This is a genomic window from Streptomyces sp. NPDC048479 (genome assembly GCF_040651435.1).
In the GTDB taxonomy this organism is placed as follows: domain Bacteria; phylum Actinomycetota; class Actinomycetes; order Streptomycetales; family Streptomycetaceae; genus Streptomyces.
Genome location: NZ_JBEZKA010000012.1, coordinates 83,025 through 98,982 on the forward strand (window position 1 = coordinate 83,025; position 15,958 = coordinate 98,982).

Genomic DNA, 15,958 nt, shown 5'->3' on the forward strand with positions numbered 1-15,958 from the left:
TGGAGGCGTCGCCTAGTCCGGTCTATGGCGCCGCACTGCTAATGCGGTTTGGGTCTTAAAGCCCATCGAGGGTTCAAATCCCTCCGCCTCCGCCAGTTGATCACTGAAGCCCCGTCCTGATGGTCGGGGCTTCGGTCGTTCCGGCAGGTGTTCCGGAAGGTGTTCTGCAGGCATTTCTGCGGCGTTTTCGCAGGTCAGGATGGGTTTGGTTAACGGATTTCACCTGACGGCGCGGGTCATGTAATGTTGTTCCCGCAACGCCGACCAGGCAGAAAAGCCCGGGACGCCGAGCACTCGTAGCTTAACGGATAGAGCATCTGACTACGGATCAGAAGGTTGCAGGTTCGAATCCTGCCGAGTGCACAACAGGCCAGAGGCCCTGTCGAGAGATCGACAGGGCCTCTGCTTTTTGCTTTGACGGCGGTGGTTGACGGCAACCGTTCCTAGATCGCGGCTAACACTGCGCCGGGGCCGTCATCGTCATCCGGTCTGTTGCCGTCAATCCCAGCCAGCGCATCGCTGACGCGGTCGAAGGCGGCTCGCTGGGTGTCCAGCCGGACGAAGGTGTAGACGTCCATGGTCACGCGGATAGAGCTGTGCCCAAGAACTTCCATGATCGTCCGTGCGTCGGCCCCTTGCTCGTGGAGCAGTGAGGCACAGGTGTGCCGAAGATCGTGGAAGCGCACCTGACGGATGCCCGCGCGCCGGCTCAGGACCTCGAAGGCGCGATTCAGGTTGCGCGGCTCTATCGGGATCCCGTTGCGCGTCGTGAAGACCAGATCGGTTGTCGTCCACCGGTCCCCGCGGGCCAGCCGGTCGGCGTGCTGCTGAGCGCGGCGAGCACGCAGCGCCGTCACACACTCAGCAGGCAGCGGCACACGGCGTGTGGAGCGAGCCGTCTTCGTGGCCGCGCGCACCAGCTCACCGCTGACCCGCTGGAGACTCTGCCGAATGTGGATCACTCCGTCATGAAGATCCACGTCCTTCCAGCGAAGGCCGAGCACTTCGCCCCGCCGCAGGCCCAGCCGTACGGCCAGCTCGTACACCGCCCACAGCCTGTCTCCCCGCGCTGTAGCCAGCAGCTTGCTTCCCTCTGTCACCGACAGCGGTTCGATCTCGCGTCGCGTCCCTGTGCTCAGCTCGACGTTCCGAGCGACGTTGCGCGGCAGCTCGTCCTCCCGTACGGCGTGCTGGAGCGCCGACCGCAGGAGCACCAGCAGGAAACGGACCGTGCGATCCGATGGGTACTTCTCGCAGCACTCACCGACGGCACAGCACCGCCGCTTGTGCTCAGGCCGTTTCTTGTCCTTCTCCAGCGCGCAGCACTGGCAGGTGCGTGCGACCAGGCCGAGGAACGCGCGGATGTCGCGGGCGGCGAGACGGGCGACCTTCTTCTTGCCGACGCCCGGGACGATGTAATTTCGCACCAGGGATTCGCAATTGACCCAAGTTACCCGGCGCACCTTCGGTTTCGACACGTGCTCCAGCCAGTACGCCAGATATTCGGCGACCGTCTGTTTCATGACCGATACGGGAACACCGCTCTGTGAATCGGCCTTAAGGCGAGTCAGTTTCTCGTGCGCGTCGTCCCGCCCAGATCCCATAGGCTCCTTTCGGCATTCCTGAGCAACCTCGATCTGTGTGGAAGGCTTCCGCTGATGGCTCAGCACTCTCACAAGAGCATGAACCTGCGTGATCGACTGGCCGCTGCATCGAGCAAGCTCCATGAGATCGGGTCTCACGATCTTGCAGATGCGGTCGATGAAGTCTTGGCCCCAAATGCATGTGGGAAGCTCCGCACCTCTGACCCGGCCGCCAAGCGCAGCGCGAGAAACTTCCCTATGAAGACAACCGTCCCGGAGCGTGCGCACATCAAGGCATCCGCCGCGGCGGTTGGTGACGAGCTTGTCGATCGAGTGAGTGAGGGATTACGTCTGTTCGTCTCCGGAGAGTTTGTCCCAGAGAAGCCCATGCGAGCGTCGAAGGGTACGGGCAAAGCACCAGCAAACTTGAACCTGCGCGCCAATGAGCAATTGTGCTCGCGAGCGTCGGCGCGTTGCGAAGAAGTCGCTGCCGAGTTGGGTTGGACTCCGACAGTTTCAGGGGTGGCGCTGGCTTACCTGAAGCGCCTTTATCCGCTACCCGACACGGATGTTTAAGCGACAAGGCAGGTGTCAGAGGCTGTCCGCGTGCCAGATCCGTGCCAGATGGAGCGGTCAACCACGGTCACTCGGAGCCCATAGCGGCGCCAGAGCCCTGCGTGGGCTCAGCGCCGCCGCACACACGGTGACCAGCGCGGATGCGCCAGCGCGGGGCGCCAGGCTTACAAAGCAGACGTCGTACGAAGCCGTCCGCGCTCTGCGCCAGTTGGGAGAGGAACTCACGTCAACGGCGGTCTGACCGTGGCCAGATCAGAGCGGGGGCTCGATTCCCATCACGAGATGCACCTGCGGGGCGACGGGCAAACGGACGTCCTACGCTCCCTGCCATGGAGTGGATATCGCCAGTCAGTACGGCACTTGGAGCGGTGATCGGGGTCGGTTCGACGTTGATTGCCGATCGGCTCAGTTGGCGCAGGGAGCGCGCCGGCCAAAGTCTCGATGTGCGGAGGAAGCTCTACGGCGACTACACCGCTGCACTCTCGCGCATGCGAACGGCGCTCAACGAGTGCGCGCAGGCAGACATCCCTGCACAGGAGCGCCCTCAGAGGGTTCGCGAGCTGTTTCTGGCGCCGGGGGCTTACGAGATCCGCCACCAGCTGGCCATCATCGCCCCGCAAGTTGTCGTAGAGGCTGCCCGCGCCGCGTTCGTGGTCCTGAGGGACACGAGAGACCTGCTCGTGGAGGGTGCTGGGATAGAGGACCAGGCCTACAGAGAGCTGGAGGACAGGTTCGATTCGGCACTCGCCGTACTCCGCAGTGCCATGCGCCGAGACCTCGGCGTGCCCGAGTCGACCACGAGGCGATGACGTCGTGGTATCCGCCGTCGTCGCCCCCCAGTGTGCGGACGACGATTCGTACCCCGCTGGGGGGTCAGCCGACGAGCGCAGGGGGCGCGATAGTGCGTGCCCGGTCGTGGAGATCGCGGGCGGCAGCATTCCTCAAGTGGGGGCGGATCAGGCTGAACATGGTCTTCACGCGGTCGTCAGCACGGCCCGACTGGACCATGGGGTAGTCGTCGAGTGCCAGGTTCCAGGTAGCGCAGGCCGCTTCTAGGTGGCCGATCTCCAGTTGCCGTTCAGCCAGCAGGCCGCGCCGCTGTACCCGGGTGCGCCGATAGACGCTGGGGCGGAGCTCGTCCGCTTGCTGCATGGCATCGACGGCCCCAGCCTTGTCGCCGAGTTCGTACCGGACTTGGCTGACGTGATAGTTGAGCGAAGACGGGTCGTACGAGCCGAATGCCTTTCCGCGCGACTCGGCGCGGTCCATGGCCGCTTCAGCTTCACGGATAGAGCGCAGCGCGCTCGTGCGGTCTCCGGTCTGGGCGGAAGCGTGGGCTTGCTGGCCGACGAGGAAGGCGAGCATGCGTGGCCCGGCTTTCGGGGCGGCGGCGGCAGCTGCGTCGGCCAATTCCATGGCCTTGGCTCCGTGGCGCAGGTCCACCGCTTGCACGCTCATGCCGCGCAGCGTGGTGCAGTACGTGAGGTGATCCTCAGCCGCACCGGCCAGCTCCAGAGCCTTGATGTAGTAGCGCTGCGCGAGTCCGTGGAGCCCTTCGTCCACCGCCATATAGCCCGTGAGATACAGCAGGTCGGATGCCGCGGAAAGCATCGCTTGCTGTACGTGCTCCGGAGCATCGGCCCGCAGATACGCGGCCACCGTGTTGACCATGAACGTCGCCGCCATGGGGCGTGCGTGACGGCCGCCGAACTGGTCGTCCAGTTCCGAGACGCGCTCGGTCATGGCGATGACCATGTCCACCTCGTTCATGCCGATGCGTGAGGTTCGGCCGGTCTGAACGGCTTGAGCGCGGCCGACGACATCGGGCCAGCCGGGGATGGTCAGGGCGACGGAGAAGAGACCGGCGCCCAGGATGCTCCTGCGTGAAGGGACCATGTCCTGCCTCCCCAGGTCGATCATCCCTTCCACGGTATCCGCGGCCGTGGGGTGATCAGTGGGAGTGGGCAGGCCCGCCTCGGCGTGGGTGACGGGGCGGCCGAGCCGTCGCGACAGGGCTTCGAGGATGCAGGTCCGAACCGACTTGCGGGGAGTGGTTCCGCCGAGCCAGTGGCTCACCGCCGATTCGTCGTAACGGAGCGGGAAGCCGGTCTCGGTGCCGACGCGGTTCACCGTGCGCGCGAACTGGCGGTACGTCCAACGGCTCTCAGTCAGCAGCCGGGCAAGCGCCACGTTCGGTAAGCGCTTTGCCATGACCTCAACTCCCCGTGCTCTTACGAACTTTCAAGGCTTTCAAGTCCCGACGTTGCTGCAACGGTACCGCTGTGCGTGGTCGGGCGGTTGCGTAGAGGCAGGAGAGGTCGGCGAGACGCTCGCCGTAGTCGTCCACAAGGGGCTGAGTTATGGGAAGCGAAGCGCGGGCACTGCTCGCCCAGTTGACTGAGGAACGCGGAGCGGGCGGAGTGCTGAGAATCGACACGACGGAGGGGCTGGACTTGCCCCCGGGGTCGATGGCTTACCCGCCGTGCCAGTGCCCGCAACACCGCGCCGCGAACGCCTCAACGGGCGGCACCACCGTGAGCGACCAGGTTCGGGCAGCGCCCGCAGAGAGCGGGGGCGAGTCGCAGTGAGGCGATTAGCGGCCCGCATAGGCCTTTACGCCGGACCGATTCTCATCATCGCAATTTCAGGGTCGGTCGGCTTCGTCCTCGGTGTGGCTTTGGCCAGCCCGACCACATGAACGCCCCCTGGCCGCGGGAGGTGTCTCTTTGAAGCGGCCAGGGAGGTCCAAACGCCACTCGGCATGGCGACAGACTCCCGCCCGGCTGCCCCGTATGACGGCGGTCGGCAGCCGGACGGGTCAACCGATGCACCCAACCGAAGGAGTGTGCAGCAGTGTCCGCAACGCTAGTACGTCCCGCCCCTGAGCGGGTCGCGGAGCGAGCCCGGGAAATCGTGACGATCGTCGAGGCGGACCCGGAGTTCGCCCGTCTGCGCACCGCGTGCGCGAAGTACGACGAAGACTGGCAGAGTTTTACCGGCTACGCCCTGGTGGACGGCTTCGATGTGGAGACGGACACCGTGCCGCTCTTCCCCGAGGCACTTCGGGCCATGGCTATCAAGTCGGCCGTGTATGAGATGACGGATGGCGACGAACAGGCCGCCGAGATCCCCGTCTCCGTCCCCGTGGATGAGATGATCCACGCTCTCGCGGCGCAGTTCACCGTGCTCAGCCGCGTCCAGGAGCGGACCGGGATCAGGTTCGTGCACGCCACCGATCGTGAGCAGATCGGCGGTTGGGATCACGGTGACTACACGCACCAGGTCTATCGGGCCGCCTGGGGGCCGCTGAACGAGCGGTTCTGGATCGGCAAGGAGGAGACGGCGAAGCGGAAGGCGGTTGTCGTCGCGAAGTACGAGCCGCTGGGCATCTACGAGGGCGGCCGTAGGTTCGCCCCCGGATTCGCCACCGCCGGTTAGTTGAGCGCGCGGCGCAGCGCCTGGAGTACGTCCACCTCTGGGAAGACCTGCGGGATTTCCTGGGTGGCTTGCTCGATAAGCAGTTCGAGCACTCCGGGTGCTGCGCTGTGCATCACCTCGTACAGGTACGCGTCCAGTTGGTCCGGGCTGTCCGGCAACTGCAGCTCCACCTTGAACGGCACGCCTTCAGTCTTGTACCGGCCAGGCGGCAGGCCGACCTTCTCCGGGTGTACGCATACGGGCACTCCAGCCGATGTGTACCGGTGACCGTCCGCAGGGCTGAACGGGCAGTCGGCGGAGGGACGCTCGAACACGTCGAACTCGCCGAGCGGGAAGCGACGTGAGGGGCAGATGCCGCACGACGGGTGTTCGCCACCGGTGACGAAAGCCTCAGCCATGGGCCGCAGGGTAGCGCCGACGATGGGAGCCGGACGACGCAGGCACACCTGTGCATGTGCACCAAGCTCCGCCGCGTGGCCTTCCAATCGCCTCCGCGATCTATATTGCACTCAGCGACTGATCTGTGACTGAGACACACACCCGGAGTGGATCTTTACCCATTCTTTCCGTAGCTTGCAGTTGTGAACGAACCTCTCTGATTAGGGTCGTAGGGCTGGCGAAGCAACGGAGGGGTGATTTGCGATGGGTGACGAGGGCAAGGTCCTGAACATCAAAAGCGCTGACATCAAGGCGGCGGCTCCGACATTTCATGAGCAGAGCACAGCGCTGGTGAAGGCTCTCACCACGCTCAAGACCTCGCTGTCCGAGGCCGGTGCAGCCTGGGGGGACGACGATGCAGGGACGCAGTTCCAAGGTATCTATGCACCCAACGTCACGGCGGTTGAGAGATCGGCAATGATTCTTGCCGAGGGGTTGGTCAGCATCCATCTGGCCATGACCGACATGGCGGACGGGCACATCGACAATGAAGAACTGATTCGCGCCATGTTCAGTAAGGCCGTCCCCAAGCCTCATGAAAAGCACGGCGATCTCGGCAACCACGACCGGGGGCACGAGCAGTGAGTGCAGGTGACAAGGTCCGGGAGGTTGTCCAGGATCTCACGGGGATAGAGTGGCCGGCCGCCGACGAGGACAAGCTGCGGGACATAGCGAAGGCGTGGCGGAAGTTCGCCGAGGACATGGAGGACGTCACGGTCGCTGCCAACAAGGCCGCACAAACCCTGATTCACAACAACACGGGAGAGGCCATATCGGCCTTTGACGACCCGTTCTGGCGCCGCTACTACCACGACAAGAAGGGCTGGCTTCAGGACCTCATCGACGGTCCCCGTGCCCTGGCGGACGGGCTGGACAAGTACGCCGATGCCGTGGCTGACGCCAAGAAGAAGCTCGAGCATGAACTGGAGATTGTCGGCGCCACCATCGTTGCGGGCACCGCTCTCGCCATCTTCACTTTCGGTGTTTCCGAAGCCGCTGCCGCAGCAGCCTCGGTGACCATCATCGAACTTGCCGCCACCCTCGGGGTCACGCTCTCCACCGTGGTCGCCGACATCGCCGCTACCACCTTTGTCACTGCTGCTTTCGCAGGCATCGAGTCTGTCACCGTCGACCTCGCCGTCGCGCAGAACATGGCGATCAACTTCGGCATGCAGGACGGCTTCAACCTCGATGAAGCTCAGAGCGCAGGGTTCTACGGCGCGGCCACCGGCGGTGCATTCGGCGGATTGGGAAAGTCTGCGCAAGCCATATCCGAGGCGGGCGGGATTAGCAGATTCTTTCAGGGAATACCCATCGATATCGCAGGCCCCCGCCTGGCGATGGCCGGCATACCACCGCTCGGACCTGGGCAGCCCCTGCTGCGTGTCGGCCAGGGCGGTGGCTACGGGGCAGCGAGGCAACCGCCGCACTACTGCCAGCCCCTTGACGGCGTCGGACGTGCCCAAGGCGTTGACACAACGATCACTAAGTCGATGCTCGACACGGGTTCCAAGGCCGGCCGACGCGTGCAACCTCCCGGTTGGGGCGGTGATACAGCCGGTCACACTCGGGGGCACCTGCTCGCCAGGTCTCTAGGGGGCGACGGCAAGGCGCCAGAGAACATCGTCATCATGTACGACAAGGCAAACAATGAAGTCATGCAGAAGATGGAGAAGCAGATCTATGCCGCTGTTGATGCTGGCCATGATGTGAAGTACTTGGCCACTCCTGTGTATCGAAACCCGTCAGACCTCATCCCGTCAGGTGTCCATGTCGTCGCCAAGGGCGGTGGCCTCGAAATCGACCAAACCATCATCAACAAGTAGGCAGATAATGACTGACTTGGAACTCTTGGCGGCACTTCCGGCAACTGGCGAAGTGGGAACAGTGATCAACGATTGGGAGTCCGCCGAAGCCGCTCTCGGTGTCACTTTCCCGGCGTCGTTCATGCGCTTCCTCGACGTGTTCGGAGGCGCCAAGTTCGATGACTTCCTGCGCGTCTACCGCGCGGGCGCAAACAACGAGAACGTCGATCTGGTAACCCGAACTCTTATCGCCAGGGAAACCATGGCCACCACGCGTCCGCACATCCAGGAGCTGCTGTCACGACGTGGAGTGGCACCGGCTCAACTGGTCCGCTGGGGAGGTACGGACAATGCGGACATGTGCTTCCTGGTCCCGAACGCGGATGCCCGCAAGTGGGCCGTCCTCACCGTCATCGGGCGTGGCGACGAGTTTGATCTCTTTGAAGGCCCTGTGGAGACGTACCTGTTGCGTGTGCTTCAGGGCGACGTCGTGAGCGAAGTCTTTCCCGACGACTTCCCGGACGAATCGTCTACGTACGAGCGCAACCCGCGTATCTGAATGGCGTACGGCAGCATCTGGTAGCCGGAGGTCACGCAGCGGCGGCAACGGAGAAGACGGGGCCAGTCGGCTGCTCCTCGGAATGACGGCAGCGCTGACGGCAACGACAGCACACAAAGGCTGCTGATCACCGACCGCGGCGATCAGCTCAGGAGACCGCGAGACTCCCTTGCAAGGCGGTGCCCGATCCTACGGATCAGAAGGTTGCAGGTTCGAATCCTGCCGAGTGCACACAGCTGAGAGGCCCCTCGGAGAAATCCGGGGGGTCTCTTGTGTTGCCCGTACAGCAGTGAAGTACAGCAACCGCGTCAGCCGGTGCCGCCCATCGCGTTGGACAGCTTGCCGATCGCGGCGCGCACCTGCTCTTCGCTGGCCTCGGCGTAGACCTCCATCGTCATGGCGATCCGCGAGTGCCGAAGGATGCGCTGCGCCACCTTCGGATGGACCTTGAGGGCGACCAAAGCGAGCTGCACGTGTGACGGGTATTCCGGAGCGGGATGGCCCGGATCTTGGCGCGGCGGACACGCAGGGCGAACATGCGGGTCAGGTTGCCCGGCTCGATCGGCGTGCCGTACTTCGTGGTGAAGATCAGGTCATGACATTCCTGCCAGAGCTCCCCGGCGGCTTTCCGATCCCCGAGCTGCTGGGCCCGGCGCATCCGCAGGGCCTTGAGGCAGAGTGCCGGCAAAGGCAGGAAGTCGTCCGAGTCCTCGGTTTTGGTCTCACGGTGGAGGATCTGACGCCCGGCGCGCTGGATCTGGTGATCCACGTACAACTCTCCCGCCTCGAAGTCGACGGACTTCCACGTCAGGCCCAGGACCTCACCGCGGCGCAGCCCGAGGCACAGGACCAGGACCCAGGCCGCGAAGAGGTGGTCATCACGGGCGGCGGCGTCGGCGAGGAACTGGCCTGCCTCGGCGACGGACCACGGCTTGATCCGGCGACGGCGAGGCTTGGGCACCTTCACGAGGGAGGCGACGTTCTTACTGATCTCTTCCTCGGCGACCGCGTCGGCTTCAGCAGGGAACGTTCGGCCCGGTGAACCGCCCGCACCGTAGCCGCGTCCTCCCCAGCGACCGCCACCACACGCCCAGGAGAACAGACCGTGACCGACAAGGACGTTGAGCAGACCGACGAACGGGGTTACAACCCGGGACCCTGGTGGACGGAGCTCGGGACGTGGGGGGCTGTCGCACTGATCGTCTTCGGGGGTCTCGCGGCGGCGGGGGTCTCTCTCCGACTGCCCGGTGCCCCAGAGGAGCTGGCGACCGGCTACTACCAGGCTGCCAGAGTCGTCGCCATCGGCCTGGTGACCGCGGGATGTGCCCTGCTGGGCCGCCGTCGCGCTCGGGCCGCGGCCACCGAGGAGACGAACGAGCCGGAACGCGCCTGACACCACCGGCCGGTGAGCAACGTCAGACGGCGGCGACTTCCTGAATCCCGCATAGCCACGCAAGTTACTGGCCGAATTCGCAGAATCTGCCAGTAACTCAGAGAACTTGACACGCACCAGTGACGGCCAGCGAGGGAGGGGCCGGTTATGCCGCACCCCGCAACCCATCACCCAGCGACGTGCACGGCTGAGCAAGCGGGGATTACGCCGACAGAAGGACGGTCGCGCTGCCGTACTGGGTCTCGACGTTCAGTCGCAGCGTCATGCCATCGCTCTGCTGATTACGGATACGTTTGGGTTATCCATGAGTGCTCAGCAAGTACCGATTGTCGGTCGAATTCGCCAGACTCCCCCCTTCGGGAAGCCGCCAGGGCACCTTCACCGTCTGCTCCGGCACCGGCGGCAACCCCATCGGCCGCATGGACATCCCCGCCTCCCCTCACGACCGGACGAGACGAAGACGGCCGCACCAACGACCACCGCCTACGCAAGGACGCCTCCGCCGAGGAATTGCGCAGCAGAGTCGTGTCCGTGATCAAAGTGCGCCCGGTGGCCGCGTACGGCTCAGGCAATGCGGTCCAGTGACGCCTCCAGGTCGAGTTCGCCTTCGCGGGTCTGGGCGCCGGCTGCCACAGCGGCTCGCATGCGCTCGACCACGGCATCCGGTGCCGGGTAGACCCCGCCCAGGGCCTTGCTCTCCTCGCCGAGCCCCTCCAGCAGGCTCCCACTGGCCGCTGCGGCCCCGACCGCCGCCTTCGCTGCGGCGATCTGCTCCGGGCGCAGCGCCGCGATGCGCCGGGCGAGGGCGTCGACGAAGTCGTCGAGTTCCTCGGCCGGAAGTGCGCGGTTGATCCAGCCGTAGCGCTCGGCCGCCTCCGCGTCGAACAGGTTCCCGCCGAGGATCACCTCCAGAGCCCTGGCGCGGCCCACCAGCGGGGGCAGCAGCTGGGTGCCGCCGCCTCCGGGGATGATGCCCATCCGGGTCTCGGGCTGGGCGAGCCAGGTCCGCCCCTGGGCGGCGAAGCGCATGTCGAGTGCCATCGCCAGTTCGTTGCCGCCGCCCCGAAGACGCCCGGCGAGCTTGGCGATCGTCACCTGCGGCAGCGCGCGCAGGCGCAGCATCAGCTTCTGCATCGGGTTGATCAGAGACTCGTCGCCGCCGGTCCTGACGTCCGGGTTGGCCAGCTCCGCGAAGGTCTCTGGCTTGAGCATGAAGCCCAGGTCGACGTGGGCGACGAAGAAGTCCGGGTCGGCGCTCTGCACCACGATCACGCGCACCCGCTCGTCCTCGCGGACGGCGCCGACGAAGTCGTGCAGTTCGTTGATGAGCGTCGTGTCGAGCATGTTGACCGGCGGGTTGTCGAGCGTGACATGAGCCACGCCCGCCTCGATCGCCACGCGCAGATCCTTGTAACCGTCGTACGACATCTCGTCCTTCTCTCGATGGATTCTCTGGCCGCAGGCCCGTACATCGGTCACGCTAAAAGCTGACGTTGACGTCAGAGGCAAGGGGAATGCGATGCGCATCGGTGAACTCGCGGCCGCGACCGGCGTGAGCGTGCGAGCGCTGCGGTACTACGAGGAGCAGCACCTCCTCGCCTCCGAACGCAGCCCCAGCGGCCAGCGGCACTATCCAGACAGTGCGGTCGACCGCGTCCTGCTGATCCGGCAGTTGTACGCGGCAGGGCTGCCGAGCAGGTCGATAGTGGAGCTGCTGCCGTGCGTCGTAACCGGCGAGGTGACGCCGGAGCTGCTCGACCGGCTCTCGGCGGAGCGGGACCGGATCAACACTCAGATCGACACCCTGGTGGGTACCCGGGACAGGCTGGACACCGTCATCGCCGCGGCCACCACCACCTTCACGACGGGCCGCCCCTGCCCCTGACAAGTCTGGAGGGCGGAGGGGGGAGGGAGGTAGAGCGTCGCGCGAAGCCTGGATCACCGGCGGGACGGAGCAGAGAAACCCTCTGCGGCCGAGGTCGGTCGGTAGTGGCGGAGGGAGCTGGAATGGGAACGCGGCACTCCGAGCCATGGAAAACGGGCCCGGAAAAGCCGACACGCCGGACATTTGGGTGAACTATGTGTTCACCGTGGATCGCGTGTGTCAGGTAACCATTCTTTCGCCAAGCGGATCACGAAATCCGTTTCCACAAAAGGAAGGGGCGTATGGAATGGAACGCAAGCGTAGGCTTGCCGCAACGCTGACCGCCACAGCCATCATGACGGTCATCGGGGCTGGCGGCGCAGCAGCGGCTCAGACACAGCCCGAGGACGGAACTGCTGACCTGCTCGAACACGCTCAGTCGAAGCTGGACTCGCCAAACCCGGACCGGCCAAAAAAGGGCTGCGTGGACGTCGACTCCGTGGGGAACGAAGCGAGCCACGCCAAGTACGTCGCGGCGGTGTGTAAGGGCAAGGTCTACGCCCTGACAGTCAATGAGAACAGCGACCCAGGTACTCCTGTTGGCGGCTGGCAGGCGGTGGGAGGCCCCTCCAACGTTGTCGATGTCACACTGGCATCCAACGTCTTCGACGTTGCGGCAGGCCCGGTGTTCATCACCGTGCTGACTTCGACGGGAACAGTGTGGGAGGGCAGATGCGCCAATAATGTGCCGCTCGGGCCGTGCACGTTCTATCAGCTCCCCGTTCCGCCGCAGTGATCCAGGGCGTACACCCGAGCCGCCCCGGCGGGCTCGTCTTGGCATAACCCGTTCGGTCACCAGCGGCCGGGCTGTACAGCAGCGCCGTACCCCAACCACGGCAACCGGCCCTGTCCGGCAGCGCCCCGATAGAGCTTGCGGCGACCGAAATGACCGCCGCTGACCGATCGGCCAGAGCTACAGATCAAAAGGACGGCCACTCCAGCCTTGAGGCAGAGACTCGAGGTCGACGACGAGTGGCCGGCCTGGCTCACGTACAGCCTGAGCCCGTCTCAGTTTCCTTCTCATTCAGCTGCGTTCACGGCCGCTCAGGCTGGTACCGCCGATGTGACCGTGCCGCCGCTTCCTCCGTCATGAACCCAGGCGAACGGCCACGACCGCAGTCCTCACCCCCACCAACAGACTTGGAAAGCGTGCGCGGTTGCGCCCTTGTCGAGCACGCCGATCGGCTGCGTGCGTTCCTGGCTTCGGTGCCACCAGGGATCGCGGTGGCTGCTTTTTGCCTTGACGGCAGTGTTTGGCGGCAACCGCCTCCGGTCTGTCCACGCCCTCAAAGGGGAACACTGTCCGACATGCCTGTCTCGCTGCATCACATCGTCATCGACGCCCACGACCTGCCCGCCCTGGCCCGGTTCTGGGCTGAGGTGCTGCGCTGGCGGATCCTGTCCGAGCGGGAGCGGGAGGTCGTGATCGGGTCGGCCGAGACGGCCCCGGTGGGAATCTGCTTCATGCCAGTGACCGACCGCAAGGTCGTCAAGAACCGCTTGCACCTCGATCTGACATCCGCGGCGGAAGACCGGGAGGCCGAGATCGAGCGAATCCTCGCACTCGGCGCTCGCAGAGCGGACGTCGGACAGAGCGGCGACGAGTCGTGGACCGTGCTGGCCGATCCGGAGGGGAACGAGTTCTGCGTAGTCCGCCCGAAGGAGACCCTCATCGGCTAGCCCTGGGAGTCGATCAAACAGCTCCGGGGACACCTGCTGCACCGTGGTCATCGTCCGGGCCGTTGCCGTCACCCCTCAGGGCATCCCCGACACGCTCGAACGCCGAGCGCTGCGAGTCGAGCCGGACGAAGGTGTAGATGTCCATGGTCACCCGATCGAACTGTGGCCGAGGACTTCCGTGATCATGCGAGCGTCGGCGCCTTGTTCGTGGAGGAGCGACGCGCACGTATGACGAAGGTCGTGGAAGCGGACCTTGCGGACGCCGGCGCGGATGCAGAGCGCTTCGAAGGAGCGGTTCAGGTTGCGCGGCTCGATGGGGGTCCCGTTCCTGGTGGTGAAGACGAGGCTGTGGCCGGTTCCCCTTCCAGCTGTCGCCCGCTCCCTTCTGGTCGGCGATCTGCTGGGCGCGCTGAGCACGGAGTGCGGTCACGAACTCGGACGGCAGGGCCATGCGACGAGCTGAGCGCTGTGTTTTTGGCGCGACGATCAGCAGTTCACCGCCGACCCGTTGTAGAGCCTGCCAACACCATCCGTCCTCGTCCTTCTACGGCCGCCGCCTCACGCGGAAACGTCCAACCACGGGGCGCGAGTCTGCTCGTACGCCGCGATCCGGTCAGCGGAGCGCAACGTCACCTCCAGCTGGGGCAGTCCGGAGACGAGCCGGTCGCGGGCGTCTTCGTCGAGCCGGAACGGCGCGGCCCGGACCCCCGCAGCCTCGCAGGTGACCGTTTGCTCAGCCACGTCGACGCTGATCTCAGCGGTGGCGTCGGCAGTGGTGGCGGCCATCAGAGCAGCGGCTACCGGTGGTTCGCACCATACGGGGACCAGCCCGGCGTTCGGCATGTTGTTGCGGAAAATATCCCCGAAGCCCGGCGCGATCACCGCCCGGAAACCCCACTCGTGCAGCGCCCACGCCGCGTGCTCACGCGACGAACCGCAGCCGAAGTTCGGGCCGCCGACCAAAATCGCCGCCCCGGCACGCTCGGGCCGGTTGAGGACGAAGCCCGGGTCGCGGCGCCACTGCTCGAAGAGGCCGGCGGCGTAACCGGTGCGGGTGGTGTTCTTCAGCCACGCGGCGGGGATGATCTGGTCGGTGTCGACGTTGGGCCGGTCCAGGGGCACCCCACGGCCGGTGACGCGGATGAGCGGTTCCATACGGCTTCTCCCTACAGATCGGCCGGCGCGGCGAAATGCCCGGCAACGGCGGTGGCGGCGGCTGTGGCGGGGGACACGAGATGCGTCCGGGCCCCGGCGCCCTGCCGGCCTTCGAAGTTGCGGTTGGAGGTCGACGCACAGCGCTGACCCGGCGCGACGGTGTCGCCGTTGATGCCGACGCACATCGAGCAGCCCGGCGTGCGCCATTCGAAGCCGGCCGCGGTGAAGACCCCGTCCAGCCCTTCCTGTTCGGCCAGGTGACGCACGAGCATCGAGCCGGGAACGACCAGACCGCGTACGCCGTCGGCCACGCGACGCCCGCGCAGCACGTCGGCCGCGGCGCGCAGATCCTCGATCCGGCTGTTGGTGCAGGAACCGATGAAGACCACATCGATGCCGACGTCGCGCATCGGGGTGCCGGGACGGAGGTCCATGTAGGTGAGGGCGCGCTCGGCGGCGGCCCGCTCGCCGGAATCAGCGCTGTCGGCGGGGTCGGGGACCACGCCGTCGACCGGTACGCTCTGCCCGGGGTTCGTGCCCCAGGTCACCCGCGGCACCATGGAACCCGCGTCGACGACCAGTTCGCGGCTGAAGACCGCGTCCGTGTCGCTGCACAACGTCTGCCATTCGGCGACAGCTTGGTCCCACAGATCACCGTGCGGGGCACGAGGGCGGCCCTTCAGATACGCGAACGTGGTCTGGTCTGGAGCGATCAGACCACTGCGCGCGCCCATCTCGACAGCCATGTTGCACAGCGTCATCCGCCCTTCCATGGACAGCGCGCGCACGGCGGGGCCCCGGAACTCGATGAGCGTCCCCGTGCCCGCGTCCGTGCCGCCGGCAGCGAGGATGCCGAGCGCGAGGTCTTTGGCGGTGACACCGGGCGGGAGCTCGCCGGTGACGGTGACGGCCATGGATTCCGGTCGACGGGCCCGCAGGGTCTGCGTGGCAAGGACGTGTTCGATCTCGCTGGTCCCGATGCCGAACGCGATGGCGCCGAACGCACCGTGGGTGGCGGTGTGGCTGTCGCCGCAGACGATGGTCGTGCCGGGCCGGGTGAGCCCCATCTGCGGGCCGATCACATGCACGATGCCCTGCCCCGGGGTGCCCACCGGGTGCAGCTCGATGTCGTTGTCGCGGCAGTTGTCGGCGAGTACCTGCAACTGCTTGGCGGCGCCCGCGTCCGGCGGCAGCTCGCGCCCGTCGGTCGGGACGTCATGGTCGGAGGTGGCGAGCGCCAGGGCGGGGCGGCGGACCGTGCGGCCGGCCTCGCGCAACCCGGCGAACGCCTGAGGCGAACTGACCTCGTGCAGCAGGTGCAGGTCGATGTAGATGAGGTCGGATGCCCCGGGCTCCACGACGTGCAGGTCCCAGATCTTGTCTATCAGTGTTTTCCGGGTCATGACT

General features: G+C 65.8%; 19 protein-coding genes, 2 tRNA genes and 1 pseudogene. 13 read left to right on the forward strand and 9 right to left on the reverse strand.

Annotated features, from left to right (window positions below):
* Nucleotide 1: 1 nt before the first annotated feature.
* Nucleotides 2-95 (forward strand) — tRNA-Ser (locus AB0D12_RS20040).
* A gap of 195 nt (nt 96-290) precedes the next feature.
* Nucleotides 291-363 (forward strand) — tRNA-Arg (locus AB0D12_RS20045).
* A gap of 80 nt (nt 364-443) precedes the next feature.
* On the opposite strand, the gene AB0D12_RS20050 is transcribed toward AB0D12_RS20045, so the two are convergent.
* Nucleotides 444-1,670: a tyrosine-type recombinase/integrase gene (locus AB0D12_RS20050; protein WP_362684318.1), complete on the reverse strand. Its 1,227-nt coding sequence runs from the start codon at nt 1,668-1,670 to the stop codon at nt 444-446.
* On the opposite strand from AB0D12_RS20050, the gene AB0D12_RS20055 reads away from it, so the two are divergent.
* Nucleotides 1,659-2,159 (forward strand): hypothetical protein, encoded by a 501-nt coding sequence (locus AB0D12_RS20055; protein ID WP_362684321.1) that lies wholly within the window; start codon nt 1,659-1,661, stop codon nt 2,157-2,159. The two genes, AB0D12_RS20050 and AB0D12_RS20055, sit on opposite strands and share 12 nt — an antisense overlap.
* Before the next feature lie 329 nt (nt 2,160-2,488).
* A complete protein-coding gene (locus AB0D12_RS20060) occupies nt 2,489-2,968 on the forward strand; it encodes a hypothetical protein (protein WP_362684324.1) in 480 nt (159 codons plus the stop codon).
* A gap of 64 nt (nt 2,969-3,032) precedes the next feature.
* Here the strand turns inward: AB0D12_RS20060 and AB0D12_RS20065 are convergent, their stop codons facing one another.
* Nucleotides 3,033-4,370 carry a tetratricopeptide repeat protein gene (locus tag AB0D12_RS20065; protein ID WP_362684327.1) on the reverse strand — a complete coding sequence of 446 codons (1,338 nt, stop codon included), beginning with the start codon at nt 4,368-4,370 and terminating at the stop codon, nt 3,033-3,035.
* Between the two features lie 642 nt (nt 4,371-5,012).
* Between AB0D12_RS20065 and AB0D12_RS20070 the strand changes: the two genes are divergently transcribed.
* Entirely contained in the window at nt 5,013-5,597 is a 585-nt protein-coding gene (locus tag AB0D12_RS20070; protein ID WP_362684330.1) for a hypothetical protein, read from the forward strand.
* Here the strand turns inward: AB0D12_RS20070 and AB0D12_RS20075 are convergent.
* Nucleotides 5,594-5,995, reverse strand: a complete 402-nt coding sequence (locus tag AB0D12_RS20075) for a hypothetical protein (protein WP_362684333.1) — start codon at nt 5,993-5,995, stop codon at nt 5,594-5,596. The two genes, AB0D12_RS20070 and AB0D12_RS20075, sit on opposite strands and share 4 nt — an antisense overlap.
* 244 nt (nt 5,996-6,239) lie before the next feature.
* Between AB0D12_RS20075 and AB0D12_RS20080 the strand changes: the two genes are divergently transcribed.
* The 3 genes from AB0D12_RS20080 to AB0D12_RS20090 are packed head-to-tail and all read left to right on the forward strand — an operon-like array spanning nt 6,240 to nt 8,399.
* The gene (locus AB0D12_RS20080; RefSeq protein WP_362684336.1) at nt 6,240-6,620 is read left to right on the forward strand and encodes a hypothetical protein; all 381 of its coding nucleotides are present in this window, start codon (nt 6,240-6,242) and stop codon (nt 6,618-6,620) included.
* A complete protein-coding gene (locus AB0D12_RS20085) occupies nt 6,617-7,861 on the forward strand; it encodes a DNA/RNA non-specific endonuclease (RefSeq protein WP_362684339.1) in 1,245 nt (414 codons plus the stop codon). Before AB0D12_RS20080 ends, AB0D12_RS20085 begins: the two co-directional genes overlap by 4 nt.
* 7 nt (nt 7,862-7,868) lie before the next feature.
* Entirely contained in the window at nt 7,869-8,399 is a 531-nt protein-coding gene (locus tag AB0D12_RS20090) for a hypothetical protein (RefSeq protein ID WP_362684342.1), read from the forward strand.
* Nucleotides 8,400-8,707: 308 nt separating this feature from the next.
* On the opposite strand, the pseudogene AB0D12_RS20095 reads toward AB0D12_RS20090, so the two are convergent.
* A pseudogene (locus tag AB0D12_RS20095) lies at nt 8,708-9,408 on the reverse strand (site-specific integrase); the annotation flags it as partial.
* Nucleotides 9,409-9,504: 96 nt separating this feature from the next.
* Between AB0D12_RS20095 and AB0D12_RS20100 the strand changes: the two are divergent.
* A complete protein-coding gene (locus AB0D12_RS20100) occupies nt 9,505-9,792 on the forward strand; it encodes a hypothetical protein (protein ID WP_362684657.1) in 288 nt (95 codons plus the stop codon).
* 564 nt (nt 9,793-10,356) lie between these two features.
* Here the strand turns inward: AB0D12_RS20100 and AB0D12_RS20105 are convergent.
* Nucleotides 10,357-11,220, reverse strand: a complete 864-nt coding sequence (locus AB0D12_RS20105) for an enoyl-CoA hydratase/isomerase family protein (protein WP_362684660.1) — start codon at nt 11,218-11,220, stop codon at nt 10,357-10,359.
* A gap of 91 nt (nt 11,221-11,311) precedes the next feature.
* Between AB0D12_RS20105 and AB0D12_RS20110 the strand changes: the two genes are divergently transcribed.
* The 3 genes from AB0D12_RS20110 to AB0D12_RS20120 all read left to right on the forward strand — a co-directional run bounded on the left by AB0D12_RS20110 (nt 11,312) and on the right by AB0D12_RS20120 (nt 13,396).
* The gene (locus AB0D12_RS20110; protein WP_362684345.1) at nt 11,312-11,677 is read left to right on the forward strand and encodes a MerR family transcriptional regulator; all 366 of its coding nucleotides are present in this window, start codon (nt 11,312-11,314) and stop codon (nt 11,675-11,677) included.
* Nucleotides 11,678-11,822: 145 nt separating this feature from the next.
* Nucleotides 11,823-12,452 (forward strand): hypothetical protein, encoded by a 630-nt coding sequence (locus AB0D12_RS20115; RefSeq protein ID WP_362684348.1) that lies wholly within the window; start codon nt 11,823-11,825, stop codon nt 12,450-12,452.
* A gap of 572 nt (nt 12,453-13,024) precedes the next feature.
* A complete protein-coding gene (locus tag AB0D12_RS20120) occupies nt 13,025-13,396 on the forward strand; it encodes a VOC family protein (protein WP_362684351.1) in 372 nt (123 codons plus the stop codon).
* 13 nt (nt 13,397-13,409) lie between these two features.
* Here AB0D12_RS20120 and AB0D12_RS20125 read toward each other — a convergent pair whose 3' ends face one another.
* Both AB0D12_RS20125 and AB0D12_RS20130 read right to left on the reverse strand, forming a co-directional pair.
* The gene (locus AB0D12_RS20125; protein ID WP_362684353.1) at nt 13,410-13,547 is read right to left on the reverse strand and encodes a hypothetical protein; all 138 of its coding nucleotides are present in this window, start codon (nt 13,545-13,547) and stop codon (nt 13,410-13,412) included.
* On the reverse strand, nt 13,544-13,711 hold the full coding sequence (locus AB0D12_RS20130) for a tyrosine-type recombinase/integrase (RefSeq protein WP_362684663.1): 168 nt from the start codon (nt 13,709-13,711) through the stop codon (nt 13,544-13,546). The genes AB0D12_RS20125 and AB0D12_RS20130 overlap by 4 nt, the downstream gene beginning before the upstream one ends.
* Here AB0D12_RS20130 and AB0D12_RS20135 point away from each other — a divergent pair.
* Nucleotides 13,668-13,859: a hypothetical protein gene (locus tag AB0D12_RS20135; RefSeq protein ID WP_362684699.1), complete on the forward strand. Its 192-nt coding sequence runs from the start codon at nt 13,668-13,670 to the stop codon at nt 13,857-13,859. The genes AB0D12_RS20130 and AB0D12_RS20135 overlap by 44 nt on opposite strands.
* 95 nt (nt 13,860-13,954) lie before the next feature.
* Here AB0D12_RS20135 and leuD read toward each other — a convergent pair whose 3' ends face one another.
* Together leuD and leuC are read right to left on the reverse strand one after the other, a co-directional pair.
* Nucleotides 13,955-14,551: a 3-isopropylmalate dehydratase small subunit gene (gene leuD, locus AB0D12_RS20140; RefSeq protein ID WP_362684355.1), complete on the reverse strand. Its 597-nt coding sequence runs from the start codon at nt 14,549-14,551 to the stop codon at nt 13,955-13,957.
* 11 nt (nt 14,552-14,562) lie between these two features.
* Nucleotides 14,563-15,954, reverse strand: a complete 1,392-nt coding sequence (gene leuC, locus AB0D12_RS20145) for a 3-isopropylmalate dehydratase large subunit (protein ID WP_362684357.1) — start codon at nt 15,952-15,954, stop codon at nt 14,563-14,565.
* Between the last annotated feature and the right edge of the window lie 4 nt (nt 15,955-15,958).

Excerpts from the sequence above, each read along its gene's own strand:
- AB0D12_RS20120 (WP_362684351.1), top strand. The coding sequence starts at position 13,025 with ATGCCTGTCTCGCTGCATCACATCGTCATCGACGCCCACGACCTGCCC.
- AB0D12_RS20075 (WP_362684333.1), bottom strand. The coding sequence starts at position 5,995 with ATGGCTGAGGCTTTCGTCACCGGTGGCGAACACCCGTCGTGCGGCATC.
- AB0D12_RS20060 (WP_362684324.1), top strand. The coding sequence starts at position 2,489 with ATGGAGTGGATATCGCCAGTCAGTACGGCACTTGGAGCGGTGATCGGG.
- leuC (WP_362684357.1), bottom strand. The coding sequence starts at position 15,954 with ATGACCCGGAAAACACTGATAGACAAGATCTGGGACCTGCACGTCGTG.
- AB0D12_RS20065 (WP_362684327.1), bottom strand. The coding sequence starts at position 4,370 with ATGGCAAAGCGCTTACCGAACGTGGCGCTTGCCCGGCTGCTGACTGAG.
- AB0D12_RS20080 (WP_362684336.1), top strand. The coding sequence starts at position 6,240 with ATGGGTGACGAGGGCAAGGTCCTGAACATCAAAAGCGCTGACATCAAG.
- AB0D12_RS20110 (WP_362684345.1), top strand. The coding sequence starts at position 11,312 with ATGCGCATCGGTGAACTCGCGGCCGCGACCGGCGTGAGCGTGCGAGCG.
- AB0D12_RS20055 (WP_362684321.1), top strand. The coding sequence starts at position 1,659 with ATGGCTCAGCACTCTCACAAGAGCATGAACCTGCGTGATCGACTGGCC.
- leuD (WP_362684355.1), bottom strand. The coding sequence starts at position 14,551 with ATGGAACCGCTCATCCGCGTCACCGGCCGTGGGGTGCCCCTGGACCGG.
- AB0D12_RS20090 (WP_362684342.1), top strand. The coding sequence starts at position 7,869 with ATGACTGACTTGGAACTCTTGGCGGCACTTCCGGCAACTGGCGAAGTG.
- AB0D12_RS20115 (WP_362684348.1), top strand. The coding sequence starts at position 11,823 with ATGGAAAACGGGCCCGGAAAAGCCGACACGCCGGACATTTGGGTGAAC.
- AB0D12_RS20135 (WP_362684699.1), top strand. The coding sequence starts at position 13,668 with ATGCAGAGCGCTTCGAAGGAGCGGTTCAGGTTGCGCGGCTCGATGGGG.
- AB0D12_RS20105 (WP_362684660.1), bottom strand. The coding sequence starts at position 11,220 with ATGTCGTACGACGGTTACAAGGATCTGCGCGTGGCGATCGAGGCGGGC.